At 68.7% G+C, this 3,544-nt stretch carries 5 protein-coding genes; 2 read left to right on the forward strand and 3 right to left on the reverse strand.

Annotation, left to right across the window (positions count from 1 at the left end; all coding sequences use genetic code 11):
* A partial coding sequence (locus tag MVA01S_RS29110) for an FAD-dependent oxidoreductase (RefSeq protein ID WP_174539012.1) occupies nt 1-469 on the forward strand: 469 nt, incomplete at its 5' end.
* Between the two features lie 39 nt (nt 470-508).
* The gene (gene hemQ / locus MVA01S_RS29115; protein WP_003933970.1) at nt 509-1,213 is read left to right on the forward strand and encodes a hydrogen peroxide-dependent heme synthase; all 705 of its coding nucleotides are present in this window, start codon (nt 509-511) and stop codon (nt 1,211-1,213) included.
* Between the two features lie 10 nt (nt 1,214-1,223).
* Here the strand turns inward: hemQ and msrB are convergent, their stop codons facing one another.
* From msrB to MVA01S_RS29130, 3 genes are all read right to left on the reverse strand, one after another.
* Complete coding sequence (msrB, locus tag MVA01S_RS29120) at nt 1,224-1,634, reverse strand: peptide-methionine (R)-S-oxide reductase MsrB (RefSeq protein ID WP_003933971.1); 411 nt, start codon at nt 1,632-1,634, stop codon at nt 1,224-1,226.
* 10 nt (nt 1,635-1,644) lie between these two features.
* Complete coding sequence (gene aftC, locus MVA01S_RS29125; protein ID WP_110765709.1) at nt 1,645-2,910, reverse strand: arabinofuranan 3-O-arabinosyltransferase; 1,266 nt, start codon at nt 2,908-2,910, stop codon at nt 1,645-1,647.
* A 35-nt stretch (nt 2,911-2,945) separates the two neighbouring features.
* Nucleotides 2,946-3,544, reverse strand: a 599-nt coding sequence (locus tag MVA01S_RS29130; protein ID WP_174539013.1) for an alpha/beta hydrolase, incomplete at its 5' end; no start/stop codon positions are given.

The following is a 3,544-nucleotide window of genomic DNA, read 5'->3' on the forward strand; positions in this document are numbered from 1 at the left end:
GGCGGTCGTGGCGCTGGCGCTGCCCGGCGGCACCCCGCTGCCCGAGCAGTCCGGGGTGCTCGTCGCGGGCCGCGGCCGGCTGCACACCAAGGCCGTCACGTTGTCGTCGCGCAAGTGGGGCCGGCGGGCCAACGTCGAGATGGTCCGGCTGTCCTACGGGCGCTTCGGTGAGGACCTGGCGCGCAGCGCCGGGGACGAGGATCTGCTCACCTGGGCGGGCCGGGACCTCACGACGCTGTTCGGCATCAGCGTGGACCCGGTCGACGCGCGGGTGGTCCGCTGGATCGACGCGATGCCGCAGTACGGTCCGGGCCACGCCGCGCTGGTCGCCGAGCTGCGGGCCGGGCTGCCGAAGGGGCTGGCCGTCGCCGGCGCCTACCTGGACGGCATCGGGGTGCCCGCGTGTGTGGCGTCGGCGACGCGCGCCGCGGCGGCGCTGATGGTGGGCGGTGCGCCGGGCGCCCGGTGACGTGCCGGATCACATCGGCGTGCGTGGCACGATAGGCGCATGGCCAAGCTCGATTACGACGAACTGAACTCGACGATCCGCTACCTGATGTTCTCGGTGTTCGCGGTGAAGCCGGGGGTGTTGGACGCCTCGGACGACGCGCGCGCGTCCGTCGTCGACGAAACCGCGACCTTCCTCAAACGCCAGGAGGATGCGGGTGTGGTGGTGCGCGGCCTCTACGACATCGCCGGTATGCGGGCCGACGCCGATTTCATGATGTGGACGCACGCAGAGACGGTCGAGGCGTTGCAGAAGACCTACGCCGACTTCCGCCGCACCACCGCGCTGGGCCGGGCGTCCACCCCGGTGTGGAGCAACGTGGCGCTGCACCGGCCGGCCGAGTTCAACAAGAGCCACATCCCGGCGTTCCTGGCCGGTGAGGAGCCGGGCGCCTACATCTGCGTCTACCCGTTCGTGCGGTCGCTGGAGTGGTATCTGCTGCCCGACGAGGAGCGTCGTCGCATGCTCTCCGAGCACGGGATGGCCGCCCGCGGGTACAAGGATGTCCGCGCCAACACGGTGCCGGCATTCGCGTTGGGCGACTACGAGTGGCTGCTGGCCTTCGAGGCGCCCGAGTTGCACCGCATCGTCGACCTGATGCGCGATCTGCGGGCCACCGATGCGCGCCGGCACGTGCGGGAGGAGACGCCGTTCTTCACCGGCCCGCGGGTCTCGGTCGAGCAGCTGGTCGCGGCGCTGCCCTGAGCGCCGCGCGCTAGGACCCCGACGGCACCAGGCGCAGCGAGATCGAGTTGATGCAGTAGCGCTGGTCGGTCGGCGTCGGGTAACCCTCGCCCTCGAAGACGTGTCCGAGGTGGCTGTGGCAGTTGGCGCACAGCACCTCGACCCGGCGCATGCCCAGCGAGTCGTCGGACCGCAGGATCACCGCGTCGGAGTCGGCGGGGTCGAAGAACGACGGCCAGCCGCAGTGCGACTCGAATTTCTCGGTGCTGCGGAACAATTCGGCTCCGCAGGCGCGGCACTGGTAGATGCCCTCGGTCTTGGTGTCGGTGTACTCGCCGGTGAACGGGCGCTCGGTGCCGGCCCGCCGGAGCACTGCGAACTCCTCGGGGGTCAGCCGCTCGCGCCACTGGTCGTCGGTGAGTTCCAGCTTGGGACCTGTCATGGGTTTCAGGCTACTCGGACGGCGTGGCCGCCGGCGTGCGCTGCGTGACCCACGGCGGATCGATGCCGTCGTCGAGGCGGCCCTCCTGTTTGGCGTCGAGGTAGCGGTACAGCAGCACCGAGAACACCACCACCATCAGCAGCGACCAGCCGAAGGTGATCCTCAGATACTCGAACGCGCGCCCGGTGGAGGGCAGCTGCCACAGCAGCCAGCGGTCCATCGTCAGGAAGCCGTAGGCGGCCAGCCAGGCCACCCAGTTGCGGATCACCGAGTTGGGCAGCACGACGGTCATCAGGAACGGGAACAGCGCGATCGAGTAGTAGCCCTGGCCCAGGGACAGCACCAGCCAGGACGTCGTCAGCAGCACCCCCGACGACGTCAGCATCCAGAAGAACGGGTCGCGGGCGCGGTAGTAGCGGTACAGCAGCCACAGCGACACCGCGCCGAGCACCACGAAAGCCACCCGCAGCGACATGATCAGCCACATCGGCAGGCCGTAGTAGATGCCGTTGCCCAGGATGGAGCTGTTGAAGTAGTCGCGGGTGGACAGGATGTAGGGCACTGTGCGGGTGACGAAGTTCATCGGGTCGCTGATCAGCGGCCAGGCGGCCAGATTGAACACGACCGGCATCGCGAACGCCGTGACCAGGGCGCGCCACTGCCGGTTCAGCAGTGGCAGCAGCAGCAGCGGCGCGAGCAGCGGCTTGACCACCAGCGTGAGCCCGATGCTGACCCCGGCCCACCACTCGTGACTGCGGTTGCCGTCCAGCAGCCACCGGAAGAACAGCACCTCCAGCAGCAGCATGACGCCGTTGATGTTGCCGAACACCAGTGTGTTGGTGACGCTTTCGGTGCAGAACATGGCCAGCAGCAGGGCAGGCGCGGCGACCGAGGTGATCGTGTAGTTGAACAGCCGCAGCAGGAAATAGCCGGCCAGGATGATCGCGACGGTGTTGAAGAAGATGAACCAGTTGCGCGACGCCACTTCGGGCAGGTAGCCGAACGGCGCCATGATGAGGGTGCCGCCGGGCGGGTACAGGTAGTGCGGGTCGACGTGGTCGAAGTGCTCGTTGTAGATGTCCCAGTTGAACTTGAAGTTGATGACCGCGCGATAGACCGGCGCGAAGTCGTCGGTGATGTAGCGGTTGAAGACCAGCACGTAACTGCGGTGGATCACCGCCATGATCGCCAACGGCCACAGGATGGATCGCAGGACCGACGCCGTGGTGGGAGGTGCCGTGCGAGGCCGGAAAGCCGTCAGAACAAGATCGCGCACGCCACGCACCGTACCGTAGCGTCCGCCGGGGTCCGTCAGGCCGGGCAGTACGTGTCGGTGGACGGGAGTTCGCCCGTCTTGAGGTATTCGATTGCGGGCGGCAGCGCGCACGGTGAGTAGATCGTCGCGCCGTGTCCGATGCCCTGCCAGATCACCCGCCGGTTGGCCGAGCCGGCGTTGATGGCGGTGGCGGCCACCGCGGCCACGCCCTCGTTGCCGACGATCGGGTTGTTCTGCACACCGAGCAGCAACGTCGGGATCTTCAGGTCGCTGGGTTCCTTCGGCGTGCTGCCGCTGGGCCAGTTCAGGCACTTCACCATGTCCAGCGCGCCGACGGCACCGAACTGCGGATACATCTTGGCCCACGCGACGACCAGTTCCCTGACCCGGTCGGGGGTGGGCCGGTTCAGGGCGTCGCTGCAGGAGTTCACGAACTGCCCGTCGGTCTGCCGCAGGGTCTCGGCCTGGTTGATCAGGTTGTTGAGCCGGTTGGTGTCGCCCGACCGGGCATCGGCGACGGCGAGTGCGAGCTCGTTGCCTGCGTCGATCCGCCCGCCGCGCGGGTAGCCCAGCGCGGTGGAGATGGCGTCGGCGACCGCGGCCACCGACGCGCCGCCGGGGCCGCGGCCGGCCC

The sequence above is a fragment of the Mycolicibacterium vaccae NBRC 14118 = CIP 105934 genome (genome assembly GCF_001552715.1).
GTDB lineage: Bacteria > Actinomycetota > Actinomycetes > Mycobacteriales > Mycobacteriaceae > Mycobacterium > Mycobacterium vaccae.